This is a genomic window from Salinisphaera sp. (genome assembly GCF_035690525.1).
Taxonomy (GTDB): domain Bacteria; phylum Pseudomonadota; class Gammaproteobacteria; order Nevskiales; family Salinisphaeraceae; genus Salinisphaera.
The window spans coordinates 1-26,977 of record NZ_DASSKM010000042.1 but is presented as its reverse complement, the minus strand read 5'-3'; the positions used below and the strand labels follow the sequence as shown (position 1 = coordinate 26,977).

Here is a 26,977-nt window from a genome sequence, read left to right as displayed (position 1 = left end):
CTCCGAAATTCGCCGGGTGGCACCGGCCAGCGGCCGGGTGCGCGCGCGCCACCGCCTGCCCGATCGCTATTTCGGCGAAGGCCTGGCTTGGCTCGACGGGCGACTGTATCAGCTCACCTGGAAATCCGGCACCGGCTTTATTTACGACGCGAAGACACTGCAACCGCTTGGCCGGTTCCACTACGCCGGCCAGGGCTGGGGGCTGACGCGCTGCGGCCCGAGGCTGGTGATGAGCAACGGCTCGGCCGAGCTGCTGTTCGTCGACCCGGACGATTTCCATGTCGTACGCCGCTTGCAGGTCACCGAACACGGCGCGGCGGTCGATCATCTCAACGAACTAGAGACGATCGGCGGCCTGATCTGGGCCAACGTCTGGCTGAGCGACGATATCGTACGCATCGATCCGGCAAGCGGCCACGTGATCGATCGAATCGACGCTTCGGCGCTGGCCGCCGCCATGCCGGATTCGGCCGACGTGCTCAACGGCATCGCCTACGACGCCGCCCGCGACCGGGTCTATGTCACCGGCAAATACTGGCCGGCGTTGTTTCGCATCGCCCGGCCGCCGCGGCCCGGCGCCGTCGCTCAGAACGCCTCGGCCGAGGCGCGCTGCCAGTCGCGTTTGTAGACATCGGGGATTTTGTCGTTGAGGAAATCGCCGGACGCCACCGCCGGATGCACCGCTTCGTAGGTCTCGGCCGGACCGTGTTCGGGCCGGAGGTAGACGTGGCTCGGGTTGAGTTCTTCCGGCGAGGACACGCCGATAGCGCCTGCGATATCCATGAACGACTTGAGGGTCGCATCGTGGAAATTGCGCGCCTGTAGCGATTTGCTCATCACCTCCAACGCCTTGGTGCGACCCGGATCCTGGGTGGTAACACCGGTCGGGCAGGTATCGGTATGACAACGACGCGCCTGGATACAACCGACCGAGAACATGAAACCCCGGGCGGCATTGCACATATCGGCCCCAAGCGCGATCTTGACCACCATGTCGTAGCCCATGGCGACCTTGCCGCTGGCGATGACCACGATATCGTCACGCAGACCGATGCCGGTCAGGCAGTTGTGCACGAACGGCAGGGCCTCGTTGATATAAGTGCCGAGAAAATCCTCGAACTCGGTCGGCGCGGCGCCGGTGCCGCCCTCGGCGCCGTCGACGGTGATGAAGTCGGGCGTTATGCCGGTCGCCAGCATCGCTTTGCAGATGCCCATGAACTCGTGCTGACGGCCCAGACACAGCTTGAAGCCGACCGGCTTGCCGTGGGTCAGCTCGCGCAGCCGCTGCATGAACTCGAGCAGCCCGGTCGGGGTATCGAACTCGGGATGGGTGGCCGGCGACTGGCAATCCTGACCTGCCTCGATATCGCGCACCCGCGCGATCTCTGCGGTCACCTTACTGCCGGGCAACAGCCCCCCATGCGAGGGCTTGGCGCCCTGCGAGATCTTGATTTCGATCATCTTGACCTGCTCGGTGTTCGCTTTTTCCGCGAACTCGTCGGCATCGAACGAGCCGTCGCTGTGCCGGCAACCGAAATAAGCCGAGGCGATTTCCCAGATCAGATCGCCGCCGTGCTCGCGATGGTAATCGCTGATTGCCCCCTCGCCGGTGTCCTGGGCGAAATTGCCGAGCTTGGCGCCCCGATTCAAGGCCCCGATCGCATTGCCCGACAACGAGCCGAAGCTCATCGCCGAAACGTTGAGCCGGGACGAGCTATAGGGCTGGGAACACTGGCTGTTGCCGATCGTGATCCGGGCGTGCTCGTCGCTCAGCGTCTTGGGCGCCATCGAGTGTTGGGAAAACGAGAACCCGGCTGCCTCGAAATCGCGTATGGTGCCGAACGGGGACGTATCGGGTTCGCCGCGCGCGCGCTTATGGATGATCTCGCGCTGCTCACGGCTGAACGGCCGGCCGCTGGTCTCGGATTCGAAGAAGTACTGGCGCAGCTCCGGGCGCACGAACTCCATCATATAGCGCAGATTGCCGATCAACGGAAAATTGCGCAGCACATTGTGATGCGAACGCAAATCGAGGCCGCCGCGCACGGCGAGCAGAGCCAGGATCGCCCAGGCGATCAGCCAGATCGGCGCGAATATGGCGAGTACGACCCCCACGACCAACGTGAACAACACAAAGACGGCGTAGATGGCGCGGGGATAGCCGAACATAACAAGCGCTTCGGGTGTTGGGGTTTACCCCGGCATCATGCATGGGTCCGGCGGCGGCACCAACCGTTTATTTACCGATACAGAAGCTGGAGAAGATTTCTCCCAGCAGATCGTCGCTGCTCACCCGGCCGGTGATCTCGCCGAGCGCGTTCTGCGCCAGCCGCAGTTCCTCGGCCAATAGATCGCCGGCACCGTCCACAACCAACCGTTCATGTCCGTCGGCCAGCGCTTCGGCGGCCCGGTCGAGCGCGACCAGATGCCGCCGCCGGGCGACGAATGCCGGCTCGGCATTGTCCTCGATGCCGACCAGCGACTTCAGATGCGCGCCGAGGGCATCGAAACCGCGGCCGTCGATGGCCGCGACCCGAACCGTCGGCCGGCCGTCCACATTCGCCATGCCCGGGTCCCGGCCCGAGAGATCGATCTTGTTGGCGATCAGCGTGACTTCAATTTCGGCATCGATCTCGTCGAGCAGCGTGCGATCGGCCGCGCTCAGACCGGTCCGGTCGTCGATGACCAACAGGATGCGATCGGCCGTCGCGATCTCGGCCCGGGCGCGGCGTACGCCTTCGGCCTCGATCGGGTCCTCGGTCTCGCGCAGGCCGGCGGTGTCGACCAGAACCAGCGGCAGGCCGTCGATGGAAAGCTGTTGCTGCAGCACATCGCGGGTAGTCCCGGCGATATCGGTGACGATCGCCGTCTCGCGCCGCGCCAGGCGGTTCAATAGGCTGGATTTACCGACATTGGGCCGGCCGAGAATGACCAGCCGCAGCCCGTCGCGAAAAACCGCACCCTGAGCGGCCTGCGCGCGCAGGGCGGCGAGTTCCCGGGTGATCGCCGACAAACGGCGCTCGATCTCGCCGTCGCCGAGAAAATCGACATCGTCCTCGTCGGGGAAATCGATCGCGGCTTCGGTATAGACCCGAAGCCGGGTGAGCGCTTCGACCAGCGCTTCGACCTCACGCGCGAACGCCCCCTCGAGCGACCGAATCGCGGCCCGCGCCGACACGCGGCTCCCGGCGGCGATGGCATCGGCGATCGCTTCGGCCTGGTCGAGGCTGAGCTTGTCGTTGAGAAAGGCGCGCTCGGAAAACTCGCCCGGCCCGGCCAGTCGCGCGCCCAATTCAAGCAACCGACTCAGCAGTTCGTCGACCAGCACCGGGCCGCCATGGCCCTGCAGTTCGAGCACGTGCTCACCGGTGAACGAGGCGGGCGCGGCGAAATACAACACCACGCCCTGGTCGATCGTGCTCCCGCCGGCGTCGCGAAAACGGGCCAGTACGGCCCGGCGCGGCTCGGGCAGACGGCCAATCAGGCGCTGCGCGATTTCCGGCACCGCGGGCCCGGAAACCCGCACCACCGCCACGCCGGCCGGCCCGGGCGCACTGGCCAGAGCGGCGATGGTGTCATCGGCGGCGGCGCACATCGGGCCGTCGCGATCAGCCGTTACTGGGCGCGTTTCGATGCAGGCCCTCGGCGTCCAGCTTGCGGTAGATATACCACTGCTGGGCGATGGTCAGCAGGCTGTTGGTGCACCAGTAGAGCACCAGTCCGGCCGGGAAGAAGCAGAAGAACACCGCCATGCCGATCGGCATGATCTGCATGATGCGCTGCTGCATCGGGTCCATCGCCACGTTGGCGTTGAGCTTTTGCTGCAGGAACATCGTCAGGCCGAAGATGACCGGCAGGATGAAGTACGGGTCCGGCGCCGACAGATCCTGAATCCAGAGAATGAACGGCGCGTGACGCAGTTCCACCGACTCGCGCAGCACCCAATACAGCGAGATGAATACCGGCATCTGCACCAGCAGCGGCCAGCAGCCGGCCATCGGATTGAAGCCTTCCTTCTTGTAGAGCTCCATCATCCGCTTCTGCAGTTCCTGCTTGTCGTCGCCGTACTGCTCCTTGAGTTTTTGCATTCTCGGCTGGAACTTGCGCATGCGCGCCATGCCGCGGAACTGGATCTCGGAGAGCTTGTAGAACAGCGCCTTGATCAGGAACGTCAGCAAAATGATGGCCACGCCCCAGTTGCCGACCCAGGAGTGCAGAAAATCCAGCACCGCGAAGATCGGCCGCGCCAACACCGAGAACCAGCCGTAATCCACGGTCAGACCTAGGCCCGGCGCCACCGCATCGAGTTGGTCCTGATATTTGGGGCCGACGAACAGCGTGGACTTGAACTTAGTGGCGCTGTTCGGCGCCACACTGCGCTGCTGGCCGACGAAACCCGCGGCATAGCCGCCGGAAGCGCCCTGAATGTCCTTGGGGCGCGCGAACAGGCGCACCTTGGTATCGGAGGGTGGAATGACCGCGCCGATGAAATAGTGCTGAACCATCGCGATCCAGCCGCCCTGCTGGCTGATTGAGAGCGGGTTGGACAGAACATCCTCACGCCCGCGCTGCTGATACGCGAATTCGTCGTCACTCTTGTGCTGGTACCAGCCGGCGCCGGAGAAGGCGTGCGAGAACGGCACATCCCCGGTGTTCTCGTGCGGGGTGCGCCAGTAGCGCACATACTGCGCCAACTCCCACGGCTTGGACGATTTGTTCTCGACCTTGTGCACGAGACCGATCTTGTAGCTGCCGCGATGAAAGACGTAGACCTTGGTGACCTGATGGCCGGCATGGTCGGTCCAGGTCAGCGGCACGCGCAGCGTATCCTGCCCCTTGGCCAGGTGATATTCGTCCTTCGCCGCTTTGTAGGTCGAATTATGATTCGGCGCGTTGCCGCTCTGCGAAATCAAGCCGCTTTGTTCGATGAAGAAATCGGGCAGGCTGTCGTTGATCAAACGCAGGTTGGTATTGGGTTTTTCATCCGACAGCGGCACACCGCGCAGCGCGACTTGGCGTAGGCCGCCGCCGTGGGTGTTGATAATCACATCGAGCTTGTCAGTGACGACGTGGATCTTGTGGCCGGAAGCGAGCGCCGTCGGTTCGGCGCCGGGCGCGCGGATGTCGCCGCTTGGCGTGGCGCTACCGCCGCTGGCCGTGCTCGAACCCTGGTTGGAACTCTGGCTCGACGGGCTGCCGATATGGGGCACGTCGCCGGCCTGAGCCCGCTGGCTCGTCTGCGCTCTCTGATTTTGACTCGTACCGGTAGGCGCGTAATCCGTCTGCCATGCCTGGTAGAGAAAGAAGCAAACGACGGCGGCCGCACAAAGCAGCGCGAAACGAATGTTGTCCATGCGAGGCGTGTATCCCTGACGTTATTACACGCTGCGCGCGAGCCGTCGCCAGACCCGGGCCAGCTGCGCGGTCAGCATTGCGTTGTCCATGGTGGCCGTTCGGTTACGGGCCAGCACGACGATATCAGTCGCCGGCAGATCGGCCCGCACATATCGGAACGATTCGCGGACGACGCGCTTGACGCGGCTGCGATCTACGGCGCGGCGGATCCGCCGCTTGGCCAGCGCCAGGCCGAGTCGGGCGCGATCTTCGCCGTTCGCGGCCGCGATGATGACAAAGCCGTCGCAGACGAATTTCTCGCCGTGCGCGAACACGGCCCTGTATTGCGACGGTCGAAGCAGGCGCGCCGCGCGGGGAAACGTCGCCTGCTGCGCCACGAGCTTACGGCGTTAGGCGCTTACGACCCTTGGCGCGACGAGCGGCCAGAACACGACGGCCGTTCTTGGTCGCCATGCGGGCACGAAAGCCGTGCGTACGCTTGCGACGCAGATTGCTGGGCTGAAAAGTGCGTTTCATAACGTGCTCGACTCGCGCCTGCGTCGGCGCATGCAAGGATAAAGAGCGCGGAATTCTAGTCGCGTCGGGCCTGACTTGCAAGGTTCGCGATCATGACAACACACCAGAACAACACTGTGGATAAGTTGTGGTCGTTGGGTTATCTTGGCGGGCCGTCGTACTCGACGGACCACGCCGTGTTTTGCCGCAATGGAGCGATCGAGTTGGCGAATACCCTCTGGCAGCGCTGTCTGAGTCATATCGAGACACGGCTACCCGAAAAAGACGTCAATCTCTGGTTGCGCCCGCTCGAGGCCCGTTTCGATGCGGACGGCCTCAACCTGATGGCCCCCAACGAGGTGGTCCGTGATCAGGTCGAACGCGAACTCCGGGCACCGATCGCCAACGCCTTGAGCGAGCTCGGGGAGCAGCCGCGGCGCATCCGCGTGCTCGTCGGCGGCGGCAGCCGTACCCCGGACGCCGAGATCAGCGACGGTCCGACGCTGACCGATACCAAGCGCCACAACCTAGACCCGCGCTACACCTTTAAATCGTTCGTCCAGGGCAAGTCGAATCAGATCGCCCGAGCCGCGGCCGAACAAGCTGCGGACCCGGAGAACATGGCCTATAACCCGCTTTTGATTTACGGCGGCGTGGGGCTGGGCAAGACCCATCTGATGCAGAGCGTCGGCCACCGCCTGCTCTCCAACAATTTACGCGCCCGTATCGCCTATGTGCGCTCCGAGCATTTCGTCAACGAGATGATTACCGCGATCCGCCACAACCGGATGGATCAGTTCAAAGCGCATTACCGCACGCTGGATGCGCTGCTAATCGACGATATTCAATTCTTCGCGAACAAGGATCGTTCGCAGGAAGAATTCTTCCATACTTTCAATTCCCTGCTTGAGGCGAACCAACGGATCATCATTACCTGCGACCGCTTCCCCAAGGAAGTCGAAGGTCTCGAAGACCGGCTGAAATCGCGTTTTTCCTGGGGCCTGTCGGTGGCCGTGGAACCGCCCGAACTCGAAACCCGCGTCGCCATCCTGCTATCCAAGGCCGAAGCGCACGGCATCGACCTGCCGCAGGAAGTGGCTTTCTTCATCGCCAAGCGCGTGCGTTCAAACGTACGCGACCTGGAAGGCGCGCTGCACCGGCTCAAGGCCTCGGCGCAAATCACCGGCGCTCCGATCACCGTGGATTTCGCCAAGCAGGCACTCCACGACATGTTGGCCGTCTACGACCGGCTGGTGACACTGGAGAACATCCAGAAGACGGTCGCCGAATATTTCAAGATCCGTTTAGCCGATCTACTGGGCAAAAAACGTACACGCTCGATCGCCCGTCCGCGCCAACTGGCCATGGCGCTGGCCAAGGAGCTAACCAACCACAGCCTACCCGAGATCGGCCAGGGCTTCGGCGGCCGGGACCACACCACGGTTCTGCATGCCTGCCGCAAGGTCAAGGAACTACGCGAGACCGATACGCGGGTGGACGAAGACTACGTCAATCTAAGTAGAATTCTCACCAGCTAGTTGTGGGCAAACCGTGCATAAGTCGTCAGCAGCACCGAAAGTCACCCGAGCCTACAAAAGAACACACAATCAATCCACAGGCCGACAACAGCTTCGACATGCACCGGACAACAGCCAAAGGACAAACATAAATAGTTGTAAATAAATAAGAAATAAAGTTATCCACAGAAAATAATCGTAACAACTATAACTACTACTAACTCTTTTTAAAGCGCTTAAGACAACAAGGCGGAGACCGTTCGGAGACCCAGCCCATGCAGTTCTCAGTCCAACGCAGAGATATCTTATCCGCGCTACAGACCGTAATCGGCGTAGTGGAACGGCGGCAGACCATGCCAATCCTTTCGAACGTATTGATTCAAGGGGGTAACAATCAGCTGACCATTACCGCGACCGACCTCGAACTCGAGCTTGTCACCCAATGCCCGGCCGTGATCGAGGAACACGGCGATATCGCGGTTCCCGCACGCAAGCTGTTGGATATCTGCCGGGGCCTACCGGAAGATGCCGAAATCAGCTGCCGACAGGATGCAAATCAAACGCGGGTTCAATCCGGACGATCACGCTTTACCCTGGCGAGCCTGTCGGCGCAGGATTGGCCACATCTCGATGAAGTCGAGTCTGGGCAGGCGATCACCCTGCCAGAGAACATGCTGAAACAATTGCTCGACCGAACACATTTCGCGATGGCCAATCAAGACGTCCGTTATTATCTGAACGGTCTTTTGTTTGCACTACGCAGTGACCTCGTACGTTGTGTTGCCACCGACGGACATCGTCTTGCATTGAGCGAATCCGCAATCGATCTGGATATCGAAGAGGCCCAACAAGTCATCGTGCCGCGCAAAGCCATTACCGAGCTCGTGCGCCTATTCGGCAACAGCGAGGCTGAAATCACGATCTGGATTTCAAACAAGCATCTTCGACTTCAACTGCCCGGCCTGAATTTCACCACCAAACTGATCGACGGCCGTTTTCCGGATTACGAACGCGTAATCCCGGACAATCCGGAACGGCGAATGCAAGCGCATCGGGATACACTTCGACAGGCTCTTTCGCGTACGGCGATTCTTTCGAATGAAAAATTCGGCGGGGTACGGCTATCGCTGTCGAAACATACACTCAAGCTACAGGCACAGAACGTCGAACGCGAAGAGGCCGAGGATGAAATCGAAGTCAGCTATGATGACGAACCGATGGAAATCGGTTTCAATGTCAGTTACTTGCTCGACGCGTTGGGGGCTATGGAGGCGGATGAATTTTATCTTTCCTTATCGGGCCCGGACAGCAGCGGTCTATTGCAGGCGGTTGGCGACGATCACAGCCGGTATGTCGTCATGCCGATGCGGCTGTAACGCATCGGGATGACATGTGCGGCTGGAGTCGCTTCATATTGACAATTTTCGATGTATCGAGTTTTTTGACGCGGAATTGGCACCGGGCGTCAATTGCCTCGTAGGCGACAATGCCTCGGGCAAAACGAGCTTCCTGGAAGCGATCTACGTTCTCGGCCGGGGCGAGTCCTTTCGCCAGGCGCGGCTCGGTCAAACGATACGACATGGCGCCGACACGTTAACTCTCCGCACGCGCCTTGCCGACGGTGATGGCGGACGGCATCGCATCGGCTGCCATATTTCTCGCAGTTCGCAACGGTTCAAGCTCGACGATCAGGCCGACACACGCCGATTCGACCTAATTAACATGTTGCCATTGCAGCATATCGATCCCAATGTGCATCGGCTGCTCGAGCAAGGCCCCAAATACCGCCGTCACTTCTTGGACTGGGGTGTGTTTCATGTGGAACATGCCTTTTTTCCGGCATGGCGGCGTTATAGACGCGCGCTCAAGCAACGCAACCGCGCGCTGCGTGCGCATCAACCCAAGCATATCGTCATCGCCTGGGATGCGGAGCTGGTGCAGCAAGGAGAACTGATCGACGCGTGTCGGCGACGATACCTCGAGCATATCAAGCACAGATTGCCCGATACAGCGCGTCAACTTGTCGGCGATGACGCTCTCGCGTTTAGCTATCACCCCGGTTGGCGCGGCGACGGCGGCTTCGGACAGGCTTTGGCGCGGGGATTGGAACAGGATCTACGGGCGGGGTTTACCCAACAGGGACCGCATCGTGCCGACACCCGTATTTCTATTGCCTCAATGCAAGCACGCGACTGGGTCTCGCGTGGCCAGCAAAAACTGCTTACAGCGGCCCTATTGCTGGCCCAAGCCGATATTCTGCAGTCAACCCGTCGCGTCCAACCGGTTCTATTGCTCGACGACATGGCGGCAGAACTCGGCGGTGTTTACCGAGAAACGCTGGCGCGCGAAGTCGAGCGTCTCGGGGTCCAATGCTTCGTGACGTTTCTCGATTCGAAGCTCATCCCCCAAAGTTTGCGGGACACCCGAATGTTTCACGTGAAACATGGAAAAATCACGCCGTCCTAAAAACAGCAGTCGTGTTAAAATCAAGCGTTTATTCCTAACTCCCGGGTTGATTCGATGGCGGACTCCAACGGCGATTACAACTCCAGCAGCATCAAGGTCCTCAAGGGTCTGGAAGCTGTGCGCAAACGCCCGGGTATGTACATCGGCGATACCGATGACGGCACCGGGCTGCATCATATGGTGTTTGAAGTCGTCGATAATGCTATTGACGAGGCGTTGGCCGGTTACTGCAACGAAATCGCCGTCATCATCCATCGCGATCAAAGCATTACGGTGACCGACGACGGACGCGGCATTCCCGTCGATATGCACGAGGGCGAGGGCAAGCCGGCGGCAGAAGTCATCATGACGGTGCTGCACGCCGGCGGTAAGTTCGATGCCAACTCTTATAAAGTATCGGGCGGACTGCACGGCGTGGGCGTATCGGTGGTCAACGCGCTGTCGGACAAACTCCAGCTCGATATCCATCGCGACGGCTATCATTACCGACAGACGTACAGCATGGGTGAGCCGTTGGACGCGCTTTCCGCGCTCGTCGAGACGAACACGACCGGTACCTCGATTCACTTCCATCCCAGCCCGGATGTCTTTAGCAACATCATGTTCAATTACGACATACTCGCCAAACGGCTGCGGGAGCTGTCGTTTCTCAACTCGGGCGTGCGTATTCGTCTGATTGAGGAGGCCAGCGAACGCGATGTCGTGTTCGAGTACCAGGGCGGGATCCGCGCGTTCGTGGAAAATCTCAACGAAAACAAGACGCAGCTCCACGATACGGTGTTCTATTTCTCGACCGAGCGGGACGATATCGTGGTCGAGGTCGCGATGCAGTGGAACGATTCTTACCAGGAAAGCGTGTTCTGCTACACAAACAATATTCCGCAGCGCGATGGCGGCACCCATCTGGCAGGCTTTCGCGGCGCGCTCACCCGCAGCCTGAACGGCTATATCGAATCCCAGGGGCTGGCCAAGAAGGAAAAGGTTTCACCAACCGGCGACGATGCACGTGAAGGCCTGACCGCCGTGATTTCGGTCAAGGTGCCGGATCCGAAGTTCTCGTCGCAGACCAAGGAAAAGCTGGTCTCCTCGGAGGTGCGTGCGGCGGTGGAATCCTCGGTTAGCGAGCAGCTCAACGATTTCCTGCTGGAAAATCCGCGCGAGGCCAAGGTGATTGCCGCCAAGGTCGTCGAAGCGGCCCGCGCGCGCGATGCGGCGCGCCGCGCGCGCGATATGACGCGCCGCAAGGGCGCGCTCGATATCGCTGGCCTGCCGGGCAAGCTGGCCGACTGTCAGGAAAAAGACCCGTCGGCTTCCGAGCTGTTTCTGGTCGAGGGCGACTCGGCCGGCGGTTCGGCCAAGCAGGGGCGCGATCGTCACTATCAGGCGATTCTTCCGCTCAAGGGCAAGATTCTCAACGTGGAGAAGGCGCGCTTTGACAAAATGCTGTCGTCGGCCGAGGTGGGCACCCTGATTACCGCGCTCGGCTGCGGTATCGGACGCGACGAATACGATCCGGGCAAACTGCGCTATCACCGCATCATCATCATGACCGACGCCGACGTCGACGGTTCGCATATTCGCACGCTGCTGCTGACGTTCTTCTACCGCCAGATGTTCGAACTGATCGAGGCCGGCTACGTCTATATCGCGCAGCCGCCGCTGTACAAGGTGAAATCGGGCAAGCAGGAGTACTACGTCAAGGACGACAAGGAACTGTCGAACTATCTGCTGCGTTTGGCGCTCAATAAGGCCGAGTTCCGCGTCGGCGCCGGTGCGCCGCCGATCGCCGAGGAGGCGCTTTCGGATCTGGCGCATCGATATATGGGCATGCTCGAGGATATCGATCGTCTGACGCGGCGCTACGATCCGGCGACGCTCACCGAGATGACTTATCTCGAGCCGGTCACGCCGACGTTGTTCGCCGATGCCGCCTGGATGCAGGACTGGGCAAGCGCGCTACAGCGCCGGCTGGATGCGCGCGACGAAGCGCGTCATCGCTACGCGGTGCAGATCAAGCCGGCCGACGGAGAACACCCGCTCCATCTACAGGTCACCCGTTACAGCCACGGTATCCCCCATATCTTTGTCTGGCACGAGGATTTCTTTACCAGCGCGGAATACGAGCGTATTTCGGCGCTCGGCCAGGAACTGTCGCAGCTGATCGGCGCCGGGGCGTATATCACCCGCGGCGAACGCGAGCAGGAAGTGGCGACCTTCGACCAAGCTTATCGCTGGCTTCTCGAGCAGGCCAAACGCGGGTTGAACGTGCAGCGCTACAAGGGGCTCGGCGAGATGAACCCGGAACAGCTCTGGGAAACGACCATGGACCCGAACAGCCGGCGGCTCATGCAGGTCAAAATCGATGATGCCGTGGGGGCGGATCAGATTTTCACCACGCTGATGGGCGACCACGTGGAACCGCGGCGCGAGTTCATCGAACGTAATGCGCTGATGGTGTCCAATCTCGACGTTTAAGCCGGATTTAGGCCTAACACCAGCCGTTATAATGATGTAACGATAGCCGATAAGAAAAAGAACAAATCCGCAAATAAACGCCAAGGCACGCAAAATAAAGAAAATTAGTTTTCATTTGCGTTTTTCGCGTTCATTCGCGGACTGTTTTCGTCTTCCTTTTGTATCCTTGTTTTTGCAGGTTGGTATCTAAGTTTTAGCCTGGGCCGTTACGCTGGCGTGCCGCTCAGTTTGGGGTACGCGCGCCCAGCAGGCGATCCGCGGCGGCGCAGAGATCGTCGAAAATCTCCACGCCTTGCCAGCTCGCCCGGCTGGCGTCGATCGGCTTGCCGGTGCGTACGCCGCAAGCCGATACCCCGGCCGCCCGCGCCGCATCGATGTCGCGGACGCTGTCCCCGATCATGACACATTCATGCGGCTTGAGGTTCCAGCGCCGCTGTATGTCCTCGATCAACCCGGGGCGCGGTTTGCGGCAGACGCAGTCATCGTCGTCGGTGTGCGGGCAGAAGAATATGCCGTCGAGAGCGGTGCCGAGCTCAGCGAGTTGTCGGGCCATCTTGTCGTGGATGGCGAAGAGATCGTCGTAATCCAACAGCCCGCGCCCGAGCCCGGACTGGTTTGAGGCCACGACCACCCGCAGGCCGGCATGTTTCAGCCGGGCGATTGCCTCCAGGCTGCCGGGGATCGCTTGCCACTCCGCCGGCGATTTGATGAACGCTTCGCTGTCGTGGTTCACCACCCCGTCTCGATCGAGGATTGTCGTCGAAATGGCCGTTGAAATGGTCATCGAAACGGCCATCGTCAGCCGGTCTCGACCGAAAGATGGGAAATATCCGCGACTCGGCGGCACAGCCGGTCGATCTGGGTCAGCAGAGCCAGGCGGTTGCGTTGCAATTCCGGCTCTTCGCTCATCACCATGACCTCCTCGAAGAAGGTATCGAGCGGTCCGGCGAGTGGCGCGAGCGCCGATAAGGCGGCGGTGTAATCGCCATCGCGCACCGCGGCCTCGAATGTTTCGATGCGTTCGGCCAAGCTGGCATGAAGCGCTATTTCCGCGGCATCGACCATGGCGTTCGGATCGGCCTTATCGGCGACCCGGGCATTGGCGTTGCGCTTGAGTATGTTGCGGATACGTTTATGGGCGCCGCAGACCATCGGGGCTGTCGGCAGTGCCGCGAATTCTCCGATCGCGCGCAGCCGGCGATCGAAATCGTACATGTCGGTGATCCGGAGGGCGGCTATCGCCTCAAAATGCGAGGCCGGCACACCCGATTCCGTATAATAGCTGCGCAGGCGTTCCATGTGGAACATCCATAGCGCTTCATCCGTTGCCTCTGGAGCGCTCACCGGCTGAATGCTCAGCGCGTTGCTCAAAAGGGCGGCAAGGTCGATGCGGATGCCGCCTTCGATCAAGGTGCGCAGCACACCGAGCGCGGCCCGGCGCAGGCCGAACGGGTCTTTGTCGCCGCTGGGCCGCTTGTCGATCGCGAAGATGCCGGCCAGCGTATCGAGACGATCGGCGAGCGCAATACAGCGCCCGACATCGGTGGTCGCGATCGGCGACCCGGCGCCGGCGGGCGCATATTGCTCGGGAATCGCTTTCGCCACGGCGGCGGTTTCGTTTTCCAGCGCCGCATAGTAGCCCCCTATCACGCCCTGCAGCTCCGGGAATTCGCCGACCATCTCGGTGAGGAGATCGGCCTTGGCAAGCGCCGCGGCGCGCGCGACATCGCCGATATCGGCCCCGGTCGTCGCGGCAATATCGGCGGCGATTCGACCGATGCGCCCGCTCTTGTCGGCGAGCGTGCCGAGCGATTGCTGAAAGCTCACGTGCGCCAGATCGGGAATACGGCCCGCGAGCCCCCGTCGGCGGTCTTTTTCCCAGAAAAACAACGCATCGGCCAGGCGTGGACGAATGACGCGCTCGTTGCCGGCCACCACCTGGGCCGGGTCCCGGCTTTCGATATTGGCCACGGTGACAAAACCGGCCGCGAGCGCACCGTCGGCGTCCTCGACCGGAAAATAACGTTGATGGCCCTCGAGGGTGGCCACCAGCACTTCCCGTGGTAGCGCCAGATAACGGTTGTCGAAGCGCCCGGCGATCGCGACCGGCCATTCGACCAGCGCGATCACTTCGTCGACGAGATCGTTATCGATCAGTGCACGGCCGCCGAGCGATGCCGCGGCCGTCGTTACACCCTCGAGCACGCGGTCGCGGCGTTCGTCGACCTCGGCCAGCACATGCCCGGGGTCTTTCAGACGCTCGACATAGACATCGGCATCGTCGAGTTCGATCGTCTCCGGATAGTGGAAGCGATGGCCGCGCGTGTAGCGATCCGCCGTTTCCCCGAACACGACGAGCGGAAGCACCGCCGGGCCGTGCAGCGCCACGACCCAGTGCACGGGGCGCACGAAAGCGGCTTCGGAATCGCCCCAGCGCATGCGCTTGGGAACCGGCAGGTCGCGCAGCGCGGCGTCGACGGCGGGCTGCAACAGCGCCTTCAGCGGTTGGCCCTCGGCGGTGCCGCGATAGACCAGCCGGCGGCCCCGGTCGCTGTCCTCGATTTCCAGCGCGTCCAGCGTGGTGCCGACCGAACGCGCGAAACCTTCGCCGGCCTTGCTTGGGTTGCCGTCGGCGTCAAAAGCGATGTCGACCGTTGGGCCTTGTTTTTCGACCGCCTCGGCCGGGCTTGCCTCGGCGACGTCCGCAATATGCACGGCGAGCCGGCGCGGCGTTGCGAACCAAGTCGCCGCGCCGCGCGCGAGCCCGGCCTCGTCGAGGCGCGCCGCCAGGGCCTCGGCCAGCGACCGGGCCAGCGGCTGCATGGCCTTGGGCGGCAGTTCCTCGACCCCGATTTCGATCAGCAGAGAAGCGCTCATGCGACTTTATCTCTCTGTTCGAGCATGGGAAAACCGAGCGCTTCGCGCGCTTCGTAATAAGCCTTGGCCACCGCGCGGGCGAGCGTGCGAACGCGCAGGATATAGCGCTGGCGCTCGGTCACCGAGATCGCGTGCCGCGCATCCAGTAAATTGAAGGTATGCGAGCATTCGAGCATGCGCTCGTAGGCGGGCAGCGGCAGATTGGCTTCGACCAGCCGCAGGCATTCGGTCTCGAGTTCGTCGAAGCGCCGGAACAGGGCCTCCACCGGCGCATACTCGAAGTTATAGGTGGACTGCTCGACCTCGTTCTGATGGAACACGTCGCCGTAATAGACGGTGCCGGCCGGCGAATCGGACCATACGAGATCGTAGACCGATTCCACATTCTGGATATACATCGCGATGCGCTCCAGCCCATAGGTGATCTCGCCCGAAACCGGTCGGCAATCCAGCCCGCCGACCTGCTGAAAGTAAGTGAACTGGGTGATCTCCATGCCGTTGAGCCAGATTTCCCAGCCCAGCCCCCAGGCGCCAAGCGTCGGCGATTCCCAATTGTCCTCGACGAAGCGCACGTCGTGGATCGACATGTCCAGCCCGAGCGCTTCCAGCGAGCCCAGATACTGGGCCTGGATATCCTTGGGCGAAGGCTTCAACAGCACCTGGAACTGGTAGTAGTGCTGCAGCCGGTTCGGGTTGTCGCCGTAGCGCCCGTCCGTGGGGCGGCGCGAGGGTTGAACATAGGCCGCCCGCCACGGCTCCGGGCCGATCGAACGCAGGAACGTCGCGCTATGAAATGTCCCGGCCCCAACCGGCATGTCCAGTGGCTGGACGATCACGCAGCCGCGCGCGGCCCAGTATTGCTGCAGCGTAAAGATCAGCTGTTGAAAATCCATGCCAGTGCACCGTTTGCTCAAGGACGCGATTGTACCGGAACGGCTGCCGGGCCTGGCGTGCCCTATCCGCACTATTTTGGTGCAGAAATGCGGGGCGGCATCATGTTGGTGCAGCGTCCGTTCTTTTATGGCGCGTCGTCCGCCGTAGCGCGCCCTGCAACGGCGCAGGTGACGTGGCACGGAACCTGCCTTTATAGTGCGTCTGTTGTACTGGCCTATTGTACCGACGATACCGGACAGCGGCTTTCCAATCCCCAAGAGGAATCATCATGGCGAGTAGTAAGGCGCTCGAACTGATCAAAAAGACCGAAGCTAAATTCGTGGACTTTCGTTTTTGCGACGCGCGCGGCAAAGAACAGCACATGACCGTGCCCGCGCATGCGGTCGATGAAGAGTTCATGGAAGAAGGCAAAATGTTCGACGGCTCGTCGATCGACGGTTGGAAGGGCATCAGCGACTCGGACATGGTGATGATGCCCGACGACGATTCGGCCGTGCTCGATCCGTTCTTCGAAGAGCCCACCGTCAACATCCGCTGCGACGTGCTCGAGCCCAATACCATGATGGGCTACGAGCGCGACCCGCGCACGGTGGCCAAGCGCGCCGAGGCCTATCTCGCCTCCACCGGCATCGCCGATACCGCGCTGTTCGGTCCGGAAGCCGAGTTCTTCATCTTCGACTCGATAAACTGGCACAACGAGATGCGCGGCGCCGGCTTTGCCGTCGACTCGCAGGAAGCCTGGTGGAACAGCGAGACGCGCTATCCCGAGGGCAACATGGGCCATCGTCCGGGCATCAAGGGCGGTTATGTGCCGGTGCCGCCGGTCGATGCCCAGCACGACATCCGCTCGGCCATGTGTCTGGCGATGGAGGAAATGGGTCTGACCGTGGAAGTGCACCATCACGAAGTGGGCACCGCCGGCCAGGGCGAGATCGGCATGCTGTTCAACACGCTGGTCAAGAAGGCCGACGAGACGCTGACCTACAAATACTGTGTGGCCAACGTCGCCCATGCCTTCGGCAAGACGGCGACCTTCATGCCCAAGCCGCTGGTCGGCGACAACGGCTCCGGCATGCACGTGCATCAGTCGTTGACCAAGGACGGCAAGAACATCTTCTCGGGCGACGAGTACGGCGGCCTGTCGGAACAAGCGCTGTACTACGTCGGCGGCATCATCAAACACGCCAAGGCCATCAACGCCTTCGCCAACGCCTCGACGAACAGCTATAAGCGTCTGATCAAGGGCTTCGAGGCGCCCGTGCTATTGGCCTATTCGGCGCGTAACCGATCCGCCTCGATCCGTATTCCTTGGGTTTCGAGCCCGAAGGCGCGCCGCATCGAGGTGCGTTTCCCCGATCCCACCGCGAACCCGTATTTCGCCTTCTCGGCCATGATGATGGCCGGCCTTGACGGCATCCAGAACAAGATTCATCCGGGCGAAGCGATGGACAAGAATCTCTATGATCTGCCGCCCGAGGAAGAAAAGAATATCGCCACGGTGGCCCAGTCGCTGGAAGAAGCGTTGCAGGCGTTGTCGGCCGATCGCGATTTCCTCAAGAAGGGCGACGTGTTCACCGACGATCTGATCGACAGCTATATCGAACTCAAGATGGGGGAAGTGCTGCGTCTGAAGATGAGCCCCCATCCGGCCGAATTCGATATGTACTATTCCTGCTAGGCGGGATGTATTCGATGGCTCGTCCGGCGACCGCAAGTTTTTTTGTGGTCTCGGAACGAAAGGCGCATCCGTCAGGTGGGTGCGCCTTTTTTATTATGGGACGTACGATGGACAGAACAGGGCTACGGCGTTACTCGGGGTTTCTGGCGGTCGCCGGTCTGGCGCTGGCCGCGCCGGTGCAAGCCACGGTGTATACCTGGACCGACGCCCAGGGCGTGCGGCACTACAGCGATACCTCTCGTGCGCCGGGCGCCCGTGTGGCCAACGTAAAGACCGGGCCGACGCCGGCGAATGCCCCAGGCGCGCCGTCCGACGCGAGCGTTGCAAACGGCGCGCCCGCCGGCGACGCGCGCGCCTTGAACATAATCTCGCCGCAGCCGGGCCAGATGTTTACCAACGATCAAGGCCAGATCCCGGTCTCGATCATCGTCGGCAGCGGCGGTACGGCCCAACTCGGCGACGGCGAAGCGCTGCGCTACCGGCTGGACGGCGCACCGATCGGCGACGGGCCGACGCAGGCGACCCGGCTGACACTGTCGAACGTCGCCGCCGGCACGCATACGTTTTCAGCCACCCTGCTCTACCGCGGGCACGCCGTGCAGCGCAGCGACCCGGTGTCGTTTCGCGTCGAGCGTGGCCATGCGTCGACGCCCGCCAAGTCATTGACCCACGCCGACCGGCCACCCTCGTAATCCGCTGAATGGCCTTGATATTCAGCGGCTCGATGCATCCGCGGTCGTGGCCCGGAACTTGCTGGATTAAGCACCATGCATTCGGATGAACAGCGCGCGCATCGTCCCGACACGATTCTCGACAACCTCAAGACCGCCGTGGTCTGTCTCGACGACCGGTTGCGCGTGACGTATCTCAACACCGCCAGCGAAATGCTGTTCGGCGTGTCGGCCCGACACTGCGATCGGGAAGCCGTTGACAAGGCGCTGCCCCATCTCGCCGATCATCGCGCCCGCCTGGCCGCGGCGTTGACCGAAGGCGCGGCCTATACCGAGCGCGAACTGCATCTGCATGCCGGCGGCGAGCCGCTGATCGTGGATTGCACGGTCACGCCTCATACCGGCCGCGCGGGTCGGCCCGCCCTGTTGCTCGAGTTTCTTTCGCTCGACCGGCAGTTGCGCATCTCCCGCGACGACCAGATGCGCATCCAGAATCTCGCCAATCGCGAGATGATTCGCGGCATGGCCCACGAGATCAAAAATCCGTTGGGCGGACTGCGCGGGGCGGCCCAGTTGCTCGAGCGCGAGGTCGGCGACGCGGCGTTGAAGGAATACACCACCGTCATTATCCGCGAGGCCGACCGATTGCAGAATTTGGTGGACGATCTGCTCGGCCCGCGCCGGCCGCCAAACAAGCAGCCGCTCAACATCCACGAGCCGCTTGAGCACGTGCGGGCGCTGATCGATACCGGGTTGCCGCCCGGCATCACGATCGAGCGCGATTACGATCCGAGCATCCCCGAAGCCCGTGCCGATCGCGAGCAGCTCGTCCAGACGTTCTTCAATCTGGTGGGCAACGCGGTCACGGCGCTGGGCGGTGCCGGTAACATCCTGTTGCGCACGCGCACGCAGCGGCTGTTCACGATCGGCGGGGTCAAGCATCGTCTGATCACGCGGATCGACGTGGTCGATAACGGGCCGGGCATCCCGCGTGATCTGCTGCCGCGCATCTTTCATCCGATGGTGTCCTCGCGCGCCGAAGGCACGGGCATGGGCCTGCCGATCGCGCAGTATCTGATCCATCTCCACGGCGGCCTGATCGAGTGCGAAAGCCGGCCGGGCCAGACCATGTTCAGCGTCTTTCTGCCGATGGAGGCCAGCGATGGCTGAACTCACCGCCTGGGTGGTCGACGACGACCAATCGATTCGCTGGGTGCTCGAGCGGGCGCTGAAGGCGGCTTCGATAGACGTGGTCTGCTTCGCCGGCGGCGCCGAACTGCTCGACGCGATCGAGCAGGACCGGCAGGCCGGCCCGGATGTGCTGCTGACCGATATCCGCATGCCGGGCATCTCCGGGCTCGATCTACTCGAACGGGTCCATGCGCTGCGGCCGTGGCTGCCGGTCATCATCATCACCGCGCACTCGGATTTGGACTCGGCCGTGTCGTCCTATCGCGGCGGCGCCTTCGAGTACTTGCCCAAACCCTTCGATCTGGACGAAGCGGTCGAGCTGGTCCGGCGCGCGGCCAGGCTCGCCGACGAAACCGGGGCGACCGAGCGGGGTGGATCGAAGCCGGCAGCCGAGGCCACCATCATCGGCGAAGCGCCGGCCATGCAGGCGCTGTTCCGCGCCATCGGACGGCTGTCGGCTTCTCATATCACGGTGCTGATCACCGGCGAGTCGGGCACCGGCAAGGAGCTGGTTGCGCATGCGCTGCACGAGCACAGCCCTAGGTCCGACCGACCCTTCATCGCGATCAACACCGCGGCGATCCCGAAGGAGCTGATGGAGTCGGAATTCTTCGGCCACGAGAAAGGCGCCTTCACCGGCGCGTCCGGTCAGCGCCGCGGGCGTTTCGAACAAGCGCACGGCGGCACCCTGTTTCTCGACGAAATCGGCGACATGCCGGCCGATTTGCAGACGCGCCTGCTGCGCGTGCTTCAGGACGGCCGATTTTATCGCGTGGGCGGCCATGCCGCGGTCCAGGTCGATGTGCGCATCATCGCCGCCACCAACCAGAACCTCGAGGCCGAGGTGAACAACGGCAATTTTCGCGAGGATCTGTTTCATCGCCTGAACGTGATCCGGCTGCGTGTGCCCGCGCTGCGTGAGCGCCGCGAGGATATTCCGCTGTTGCTCGACTACTTTCTCGGCCGCGCCGCGCGCGAGCTCGATATGCAGGCCAAGACCCTGTCCGGCGCGGCCGGCGATTACCTGACCGGCCTGGACTGGGCCGGCAACGTGCGCGAGCTGGAAAACCTGTGCCGCTGGCTGACCGTCATGGCGCCCGGCCGAGAGGTGGTGCTCGACGATCTGCCGCCGGAACTGCGCCCGCGTGCGGACGCCGGGGATATGTCGTCGGCCTTGGGTTTCGGCGCCGAGAGCGGCGACGGCGCACCGAACGCGGCGCCGACACCCGCCGGGCACGAGTGGGACGCCGTGCTGTCGAACTGGGCGGACGAACGGCTCGCCGGCGGCGCCGACCATCTGCTCGACGAAGCCATCCCCAGGCTCGAGCGCGTGATGATCCGCGCCGCGCTGGCGCATGCCGACGGCCATCGCCAGGAGGCCGCGCGCCTGCTCGGCTGGGGGCGCAACACCCTGACGCGCAAGATCAAGGCGCTTTCGATATCCGGCGAATCCGGCTGAGCGCCACACCCCTTTCAACGCGTGGTAGCGTCATCGATCGATGCCTTATTCGATGACAGCTACCCATGTGCCTGATCGTTCTGGCTTGGCAGGTCGATCCCTCCTGCCCGCTCATCCTCGCGGCCAATCGTGACGAATTCCACGAGCGGCCGACCGAAGCCGCGCACTGGTGGCCGGCGCCGGCCGGCCTGTTCGCCGGCCGCGATCTGCGATCGGGCGGCACCTGGTGCGGCGCCGATACCCGTGGGCGCGTGGCGGCCGTGACCAACGTACGGGAACCGGATATGCCGACCGCGGCCCGCTCGCGCGGCGCTCTGGTGGCCGATTATTTCGCCACCGATACCGATGCACGCCGCTGGGCGGAGCACGCGGGGAAAGTCGGCGCCGAATACGGCCCGTTCAATCTACTGGTCGCCGACCGCAGGCGGCTGTGTTTCGTCTCCAACCGCGACAGCGCCGGCGTACGCGAGCTGGCGCCGGGCGTGATCGCCGTGTCCAACGGCCATTGGGGCGAGCGCTGGCCCAAGACCGAGCGCGCCGAACAGCGCATGGCGCGCTGCGTGGCCGAGGGTGCGCGCGACGCCGAGCCATTGTTCGAACTGCTGGCCGATACCGACCCGGCCCCCGATACCGAATTGCCGGAGACCGGCATACCCCGGGCGCACGAGCGCTTTCTGTCGCCGCCGTTCATCGTCGGGGCGCACTACGGTACGCGCGCGTCGAGCGTGATCCGTCGCCACGCCGACGGCATGATCGATTTTCACGAGCGCGGCTTTGCTCATGCCGGCCAACCGGTGCACCGTATACATCAATCCTGGTTTGCTGGTTCCACATGAAACCGATCCGTCCCTACGGCAGTTGGCCGTCGTCGATTTCGGCCGCGCACGTGGCCGCCGCCGGCCGCAAGTTCGCCGATTTGACCGTCGATCGCGGCGCCGCCGACGGCCCGCGTCTGTACTGGCTGGAGAGCCGGCCCGAGGAAGCCGGCCGCAACACGATCATGACGCTGTCCGAGCACGGCGCCATATCGTGCCTGGACGCGCCGGCATCCGCGCGCAGTTCGGTGCATGAATACGGCGGCGGCGCGTTCACGGTGCACGCCGGTTTCATCTGGTTCGTCAACGCCGCCGATCAGGCGATCTGGATGCGGGATCCGGAAGGCCAGCTATCCACGATCACCGATCCGGGTACCGATCTCCGCTATGCCGATCTGCAATACGACGCCCGCTACGGACGGCTGATCGCGATCGCCGAGGATCTGGACGAATCGCGCGATGAGCCGGTGGCCCGCGTGGTCAGCATCCATCGCGACGGGCGCGTGCACACTCTGGCCGAAGGGCATGATTTCTACGCCAGCCCGCGGCTTTCGCCGGCCGCCGATCGTTTGGTCTGGCTGGCCTGGAATCATCCCAATATGCCGTGGGACGTCAGCGAGCTGTGGCAGGCGCCGATCGACGACGCAGGCCAGATCGGCGAACCCGCTCCGCTCTGGCAGCCCACAGGGGTGTCCTTGTTCGGCCCGGTCTTCAATCCTGACGGGCGGTTGCATGTGGTCGCGGATATCGACGACTGGTGGAATATCCACCGGGAAAGCGCCGACGGCGGCTTCGAGGCGCTCACGGCCGAGCAAGGCGAGTTCGGCGTGCCGCAATGGGTGTTCGGCCAGTCGACCTACGATTTCACCGACGACGGCCGTCTGTTCGCCCTGATTACCCAGGACGGCATCTGGCATATCGGTGAAGTCGATTGCGATACCGGGGCCGTGAATCGCCTGCGCCACGACTGCAATTTCTTTGAGCAGATCACCGCGCTGGGCAACCGGGTCGCGGTGGTTGCCGCCAGCCCGGCCCGCGCCAAGCATATTCGCCGGCTGGATTTCGCGGCGGCCGGCGAAGTACTGCGATCGGCGGACAGCTTGCCGGCCGACGCCGCGCTGTCGCGCCCGGAACCGATGAGTTGGCCCACCGGCGAGGGCGAGACCGCGCACGGGCTGTTCTATCCGCCGGCCAGCGAGCGCTGGTCGGCGCCGGCCGACGAACGTCCGCCGTTGATTCTAAAATGCCACGGCGGGCCGACGGGCGCCACCGATACGGCGCTGGATGCGCGCATCCAGTACTGGACCTCGCGCGGCTATGCCGTGCTCGACGTCAACTACCGCGGCAGCACCGGCTACGGCCGCGCCTATCGTCATGCGCTGGCCGGCCGCTGGGGCGTTGCCGACGTCGAGGATTGTCGCAGCGGCGCCGCGCACTTGGCCGAAGCCGATCGCATCGACGCCGACCGGGTCCTGATCTCGGGTTCGAGCGCCGGCGGTTATACCGTGCTCTCGGTTCTGGCGTTCACCGATCTGGCGGCGGCGGGCGCCAGCTACTACGGCATCGGCGATCTCAAGCGCTTGCTGGCGTCCACGCACAAGTTCGAGTCGCGCTATCTCGAACGGCTGATCGGCCGCGACGACGCGACTCTGATCGCGCGCTCGCCGCTGTATCACGCCGACCAGTTGTCCTGCCCGGTGCTGTTTTTACAGGGCGGCCAGGACAAGGTGGTGCCGCCCGACCAGGCCGAGTCGATGGTCGAGGCGCTGGCCGGGCGCGGGGTGCCGGTGGCGTATGTGCGTTTTGAATCCGAACGCCACGGTTTTCGTAATGCCGATAACGTGATGACCGCGATCGAGGCCGAGCGGAGTTTCTATAGCCGGGTGCTCCGTATTTCCGATGTCGAGGATTTGGAGCCGCTCGAGATCGAGAATTTCGACGACGCTTGAAGGATGCTCGCGAGATTACCGCGCCTGCTGTTCCGGCCCGCCGGGCGCGCGATTGTTTCGCTACGCGACGGCGTTATGGGGTAGTCTAGACTTATCGCAAGGGGTTCTCGCGAGTCGCACCTCGTTTTTGTTAGTTTTTGATTACAAGAGGTTTGTCGCGCGTGATGCGGCGGCCGTGCGGGCATGCAGTCACTGTGAAACACTTTTTCCCACGCTGGTACAAAGGCACGGTAATCGGTATCGCGGCGGTCGGCGTGATCGGCCTGGTGCTCGGGCCCCGGGCGTTGGCCGATGACGTGGATGTGCAGATCAAGGGCATCAACGACACGCTCACCGACAACGTGCGCAAGGCTCTGTCGGTGGCCGGCGAACACAAAGAGCCGTGGTCGCCCGATCAGATCCGGCGCCTGTACCGGTTGGCGCCGAGCGAGATCAAGCAGGCGCTGCAGCCGTACGGCTATTTCAATCCGAAGATCATGGATCGGCTCGAACGGCCGGCGGACGACTCCGAGACCTGGAACGCCCGGTTCAATATTCAACACGGGCCGGCGACCAAGATCACGCGGCTGCATATCGCGGTCCAGGGCCCGGGCGACGAGCTCGACGCGGTGCAGGCGGCGCTGCATTCGAGCCAGCTCGAAAAAGGCGAGCGGCTGATCGAATCGCAGTATTCGGATACCAAGAGCGCGCTGTATAACGCGGCCTATAACGCCGGCTATCTGGACGCCGAGTTCAGCCAGTCGGCGATCCGGGTGAACCCGAAAACCAACACCGCCGAGATCGATCTCGTGTTGAATACCGGCGAGCGCTACTACTTCGGCCCGGTGACTTTCAAACAGAATCTGCTCAACGACCAGTTCGTGCACCGCTACGTGCCCTTCGAGCCGGGCCAGCCCTACGATGCCGAAAAGTTGATCAACCTGCAGCTGGCGCTCTCGGATACCGATTATTACCGTCAGATCGAGATCCAGGCGCCGCGCAGCCAGGCCAAGCGCGTGCCGAGCCCGGACCAGTGGTTCTACGATCTGATTTATCCGCCCCAGGACCCGTTGGAATCGATCGGCCAGCTACGTATCCCGGTCACGGTCAAGGCCGAGGCGAGCGAGAGTCAGAGCTACCGGATCTCGGCCGGTTACGGCACCGATACCGGGCCGCGCCTCGGTTTGGGCGTGAAGTTCCGGCATCTCAACCAGTACGGCCATCAGTTCCGGACCGATCTACGAATTTCCCAGGTCGAGCGCACGCTGCATTCGTCCTACGACATCCCGATCGGCGACGTGACCCAGGACAAGCTCAGCTTCACCGGCACGATCAGCAACCAGGACTTCGGCGATATCACCTCGACGCTGTACGGGGTCGGCGTGACCCGCGATACCGCATGGTCGCTGGGCCGCAAGCGCGTCTATCTCAAGCTGGAGCGCGAATACTACGACCTCGGCGACGGCAATCGCCACAGCATGTTGCTCTATCCCGGCTACACCATCACGCTACAGAAAGCCGACAGTCTGTTGTTCACGCGCAAGGGCGTGAGCCTGTCGTTCGACGTGCACGGGGGCAGTGACGCCCTGTTGTCGAGCACGAACTTCATCAAAGGCGATCTCACCGGCCACGCGGTGGTCCCGGTGACGTCCACGACCCGGCTCGTGCTGCGCACCGAGTTCGGCGCCATCGGTACCGACAATTTCCGCGATGTACCGCCGTCACAGCGTTTCTTCGCCGGCGGCTCGCGCAGCGTGCGCGGCTATAGCTACCAGTCGATCAGCCCCACCAACGACGACAACGAGGATATCGGCGGCCGCTATCTCGCCGCCGGCAGCATCGAGGGCGACTGGTTCTTTTACAAGAAGTTCGGCGTGGCCGCCTTTTTCGATGCCGGCGACGTGACCAATCACTTCGGTAATTTCGACTTCAAGCGCGGCGTGGGCATCGGCTTTCGCTGGGGCTCGCCGGTCGGCATGGTGCGGCTGGATCTGGCGCATCCGCTGGATGATCCGAACAACTCCTTCCGTATTCACTTCAGTCTCGGCCCCGATCTGTGAGCGAGCCGCAACAAGACAACGCCGCAGACGCGCCGCCGCCGGAATCCAAGCCGCCGCGCCGCCGGCGTTCGCGCATCTGGCGTATTATCAAATGGACGCTGCTGGTTCTGTTGATCCTCATCGTCGTGCTGGTGGGCCTGGTGTGCTGGGTCGCGGGCACCCGCACCGGGACCGAATTCGCCTGGCATCAAGTCCAGCGCTTCATGCCGGCCGGTATGCATATCGATTCGCTCAACGGGCGGCTGATCGGGCCGCTGCATATTTCCGGCGTCGACTACGACACCGACAGCATGCAGGTCCACATCGGCTCGATCGATTTCGATATGGATTTTTCGGCCATCTGGCACCGGACCGTCCATATCAAATATCTGGACATCGACAACATCGATTATAAAGTGACCCGGGTCACGCCGGCGCAACCCAAGCAGGAAAGCCAGCCGTTCTCCCTGCCGAAGCAGATCGACCTGCCGGTAACGGTGATCGTGGATCGTGTGGCGGTGACTGATGTTGTGGCGGTGACCGCGCCCCAGGCGAAACCGGTAAAGGTCGATCGCGTGCAATTGACCGGCGCGCGGCTCGACGATGCCCAGTGGCGGATCAAGTCGTTGACCGGCCACGGGCCGATGTTCGATTTTGATGCGCATGCCGCCGTCACCCCGAACCACGGCTACAACACCAATCTGCACGTCCAAGCCGATCTGCGCCTGCCCGACTATGCGCCGCTGTCGGCCACGGCGGACATCACCGGCAGCCTCAAGGATCTGCACCTGGCGGCCAATGTCGCCGCGCCCTACAACCTCAAGCTCACCGGCGATGTTACCGACGCCTTATCCGATCCCGCGATTGATGCCGAGATCCAGGCCGACGACGTGAACACCCAGGCGATCAGCAAGACCTTGCCGAAGATCGTCGCCGATGCCGATATCCAGGCCAAGGGCCCGGTCGACGATCTCGGCGTGCAGCTGTCGGCCCGCGTCGACAGCGCCGACTACGGCAAGGCGACCCTGAACGGCGGATTGCACTATACGCCCGAGGCGATCGGCATCGAGGACCTCACGATCGGCGTGCCGGCCACCAACGGCCGCCTCACCGCCAA

20 protein-coding genes and 1 pseudogene are annotated in these 26,977 nt (G+C 62.8%); 13 read left to right on the top strand and 8 right to left on the bottom strand.

Going from position 1 to position 26,977, the window contains the following annotated elements:
* Positions 1–628, top strand: a 628-nt coding sequence (locus VFJ08_RS03115; RefSeq protein ID WP_324995067.1) for a glutaminyl-peptide cyclotransferase, incomplete at its 5' end; no start/stop codon positions are given.
* Here VFJ08_RS03115 and VFJ08_RS03110 read toward each other — a convergent pair.
* The 5 genes from VFJ08_RS03110 to rpmH all read right to left on the bottom strand — a co-directional run bounded on the left by VFJ08_RS03110 (position 586) and on the right by rpmH (position 5,871).
* A complete protein-coding gene (locus tag VFJ08_RS03110; protein ID WP_324995065.1) occupies positions 586–2,169 on the bottom strand; it encodes an FMN-binding glutamate synthase family protein in 1,584 nt (527 codons plus the stop codon). The two genes, VFJ08_RS03115 and VFJ08_RS03110, sit on opposite strands and share 43 nt — an antisense overlap.
* 67 nt (positions 2,170–2,236) lie before the next feature.
* Positions 2,237–3,595, bottom strand: a complete 1,359-nt coding sequence (gene mnmE, locus VFJ08_RS03105) for a tRNA uridine-5-carboxymethylaminomethyl(34) synthesis GTPase MnmE (RefSeq protein WP_324995063.1) — start codon at positions 3,593–3,595, stop codon at positions 2,237–2,239.
* 13 nt (positions 3,596–3,608) lie between these two features.
* Entirely contained in the window at positions 3,609–5,354 is a 1,746-nt protein-coding gene (yidC, locus tag VFJ08_RS03100) for a membrane protein insertase YidC (protein ID WP_324995061.1), read from the bottom strand.
* Positions 5,355–5,378: 24 nt separating this feature from the next.
* Positions 5,379–5,732 carry a ribonuclease P protein component gene (rnpA, locus tag VFJ08_RS03095; protein ID WP_324995059.1) on the bottom strand — a complete coding sequence of 118 codons (354 nt, stop codon included), beginning with the start codon at positions 5,730–5,732 and terminating at the stop codon, positions 5,379–5,381.
* 4 nt (positions 5,733–5,736) lie between these two features.
* Complete coding sequence (rpmH, locus tag VFJ08_RS03090) at positions 5,737–5,871, bottom strand: 50S ribosomal protein L34 (protein ID WP_037337617.1); 135 nt, start codon at positions 5,869–5,871, stop codon at positions 5,737–5,739.
* Positions 5,872–6,074: 203 nt separating this feature from the next.
* Between rpmH and dnaA the strand changes: the two genes are divergently transcribed.
* The 4 genes from dnaA to gyrB all read left to right on the top strand — a co-directional run bounded on the left by dnaA (position 6,075) and on the right by gyrB (position 12,308).
* A complete protein-coding gene (gene dnaA / locus VFJ08_RS03085) occupies positions 6,075–7,388 on the top strand; it encodes a chromosomal replication initiator protein DnaA (protein WP_349256943.1) in 1,314 nt (437 codons plus the stop codon).
* A gap of 254 nt (positions 7,389–7,642) precedes the next feature.
* A complete protein-coding gene (gene dnaN, locus VFJ08_RS03080; RefSeq protein ID WP_324995052.1) occupies positions 7,643–8,743 on the top strand; it encodes a DNA polymerase III subunit beta in 1,101 nt (366 codons plus the stop codon).
* Between the two features lie 16 nt (positions 8,744–8,759).
* Positions 8,760–9,833 carry a DNA replication/repair protein RecF gene (gene recF, locus VFJ08_RS03075; RefSeq protein ID WP_324995049.1) on the top strand — a complete coding sequence of 358 codons (1,074 nt, stop codon included), beginning with the start codon at positions 8,760–8,762 and terminating at the stop codon, positions 9,831–9,833.
* Between the two features lie 54 nt (positions 9,834–9,887).
* The gene (gyrB, locus tag VFJ08_RS03070) at positions 9,888–12,308 is read left to right on the top strand and encodes a DNA topoisomerase (ATP-hydrolyzing) subunit B (RefSeq protein WP_324995046.1); all 2,421 of its coding nucleotides are present in this window, start codon (positions 9,888–9,890) and stop codon (positions 12,306–12,308) included.
* Positions 12,309–12,531: 223 nt separating this feature from the next.
* Here the strand turns inward: gyrB and gmhB are convergent, their stop codons facing one another.
* From gmhB to glyQ, 3 genes are read right to left on the bottom strand one after another with little or no spacing between them, the layout of a single operon-like run.
* Entirely contained in the window at positions 12,532–13,092 is a 561-nt protein-coding gene (gene gmhB, locus VFJ08_RS03065; RefSeq protein WP_324995044.1) for a D-glycero-beta-D-manno-heptose 1,7-bisphosphate 7-phosphatase, read from the bottom strand.
* 14 nt (positions 13,093–13,106) lie between these two features.
* A complete protein-coding gene (gene glyS / locus VFJ08_RS03060; protein WP_324995042.1) occupies positions 13,107–15,185 on the bottom strand; it encodes a glycine--tRNA ligase subunit beta in 2,079 nt (692 codons plus the stop codon).
* Positions 15,182–16,078 (bottom strand): glycine--tRNA ligase subunit alpha, encoded by an 897-nt coding sequence (gene glyQ, locus VFJ08_RS03055; RefSeq protein ID WP_324995040.1) that lies wholly within the window; start codon positions 16,076–16,078, stop codon positions 15,182–15,184. Before glyQ ends, glyS begins: the two co-directional genes overlap by 4 nt.
* A 269-nt stretch (positions 16,079–16,347) precedes the next feature.
* On the opposite strand from glyQ, the gene glnA reads away from it, so the two are divergent.
* From glnA to VFJ08_RS03015, 8 genes and pseudogenes are all read left to right on the top strand, one after another.
* The gene (gene glnA / locus VFJ08_RS03050) at positions 16,348–17,757 is read left to right on the top strand and encodes a glutamate--ammonia ligase (RefSeq protein WP_324995038.1); all 1,410 of its coding nucleotides are present in this window, start codon (positions 16,348–16,350) and stop codon (positions 17,755–17,757) included.
* 107 nt (positions 17,758–17,864) lie between these two features.
* Complete coding sequence (locus VFJ08_RS03045; protein WP_324995036.1) at positions 17,865–18,449, top strand: DUF4124 domain-containing protein; 585 nt, start codon at positions 17,865–17,867, stop codon at positions 18,447–18,449.
* A 75-nt stretch (positions 18,450–18,524) separates the two neighbouring features.
* Entirely contained in the window at positions 18,525–19,598 is a 1,074-nt protein-coding gene (glnL, locus tag VFJ08_RS03040) for a nitrogen regulation protein NR(II) (RefSeq protein WP_324995033.1), read from the top strand.
* Positions 19,591–21,078 (top strand): nitrogen regulation protein NR(I), encoded by a 1,488-nt coding sequence (ntrC, locus tag VFJ08_RS03035; RefSeq protein ID WP_324995031.1) that lies wholly within the window; start codon positions 19,591–19,593, stop codon positions 21,076–21,078. The genes glnL and ntrC overlap by 8 nt, the downstream gene beginning before the upstream one ends.
* 65 nt (positions 21,079–21,143) lie before the next feature.
* Entirely contained in the window at positions 21,144–21,914 is a 771-nt protein-coding gene (locus VFJ08_RS03030) for an NRDE family protein (protein WP_324995029.1), read from the top strand.
* Positions 21,911–23,842 (top strand): alpha/beta hydrolase family protein, encoded by a 1,932-nt coding sequence (locus VFJ08_RS03025; RefSeq protein ID WP_324995026.1) that lies wholly within the window; start codon positions 21,911–21,913, stop codon positions 23,840–23,842. Before VFJ08_RS03030 ends, VFJ08_RS03025 begins: the two co-directional genes overlap by 4 nt.
* A 194-nt stretch (positions 23,843–24,036) precedes the next feature.
* The gene (locus tag VFJ08_RS03020; RefSeq protein ID WP_324995024.1) at positions 24,037–25,881 is read left to right on the top strand and encodes an autotransporter assembly complex family protein; all 1,845 of its coding nucleotides are present in this window, start codon (positions 24,037–24,039) and stop codon (positions 25,879–25,881) included.
* A pseudogene (locus VFJ08_RS03015) lies at positions 25,878–26,977 on the top strand (hypothetical protein); the annotation flags it as partial. The gene VFJ08_RS03020 and the pseudogene VFJ08_RS03015, both read left to right, overlap by 4 nt.